Source organism: Parashewanella hymeniacidonis, assembly GCF_016900895.1.
In the GTDB taxonomy this organism is placed as follows: Bacteria; Pseudomonadota; Gammaproteobacteria; order Enterobacterales; family Shewanellaceae; genus Parashewanella; species Parashewanella hymeniacidonis.
In genome coordinates, this window is record NZ_JAFEUN010000271.1 from 1 (window position 1) to 1,363 (window position 1,363).

At 49.6% G+C, this 1,363-nt stretch carries 1 protein-coding gene; it reads left to right on the forward strand.

Annotation, left to right across the window (positions count from 1 at the left end):
• A partial coding sequence (locus tag JQC92_RS22270; protein ID WP_205001714.1) for a hypothetical protein occupies window positions 1-1,363 on the forward strand: 1,363 nt, incomplete at both ends.

A 1,363-nucleotide genomic window follows, 5' to 3' on the forward strand; every position in this document is an offset into this window, starting at 1 on the left:
AAGAACTCAAACCTTTATTTACTCAACTTCCTGACCAACGAGAACCTGAAACCATCGAGAAGGCTATAACATTTATAACAACTGGCAAGGTAAAGCTGACGGCGTTTGAAGGTCTATTTAAAGGTAATCAAGGCGCAATAACAGCCTTTGCAAACCTATCCGACAGTGATATTGAGTGTATAGCTAAACACCCTCAATTATCGTACGTTATGTCGATGTGCCGCCAAAAAGGTCTGCCCACGCCAGCGGCGCTGAACACATTCTTCAAAGATGAGCATTTAAAAGATGAAAACGGCCGCTTATGCAAGACAAAGCTGGCTGCGGTGGCCAGTATGCGCTACCAAAAAGGTCTGCCCACGGCAGAGGCAATGAAAGCATTCTTCAAAGATGAGCATTTAAAAGATGAAAACGGCCGCTTGTGCCTGACAAAGCTGACTGCGGTGGCCAGTATGTGCCGCCAAAAAGGTCTGCCCACGGCAGAGGCAATGGAAATGTTCTTCAAAGATGAGCATTTAAAAGATGAAAACGGCCGCTTGTGCCTGACAAAGCTGAAGGCGGTGGCTAGTATGTGCCGCCGAAAAGGTCTGCCCATGGCAGAGGCGCTGAACACATTCTTCACTGCTGAGTATTTAAAAGGTGAGGACGATAGCTTGTGCCTGACAAAGCTGGCTGCGGTGGCCAGTATGTGTTGCGAAAAAGGTCTGCCCACACCAACGGCACTGAAGGCATTCTTCAACGATAATCATCTGAAAGATGGACGTAACTTGTGTCTGACAAGGCTGAAGGCGGTGGCCAGTATGCGCCGCCAAAAAGGTCTGCCTACGCCAGCGGCGCTGAACACATTCTTCAAAGATGAGCATTTAAAAGATGAAAACGGCCGCTTGTGCCTGACAAAGCTGGCTGCGGTGGCCAGTATGTGCCGTCGAAAAGGTCTGCCCACGGCAGCGGCGCTGAACACATTCTTCACTGCTGAGTATTTAAAAGGTGATAACGGCCGCTTGTGCAAGACAAAGCTGGCTGCGGTGGCCAGTATGTGCCGTCGAAAAGGTCTGCCCACGCCAGCGGCAATGAAAGCATTTTTCACTGCTGAGTATTTAAAAGGTGATAACGGCCGCTTGTGCAAGACAAAGCTGGCTGCGGTGGCCAGTATGTGCTACCAAAAAGGTCTGCCCACGCCAGCGGCAATGAAAGCATTCTTCAAAGATGAGCATTTAAAAGGTGCGACCCGCCGCTTGTGCAAGACAAAGCTGAAGGCGGTGGCCAGTATGTGCGGCCTAAAAGGTCTGCCGTCCGCAAGCGCGTTAAAAGCATTCTTTAACGCCATAACAGTTAATCACTCTATAAGCACGGAATTGATGAGCGT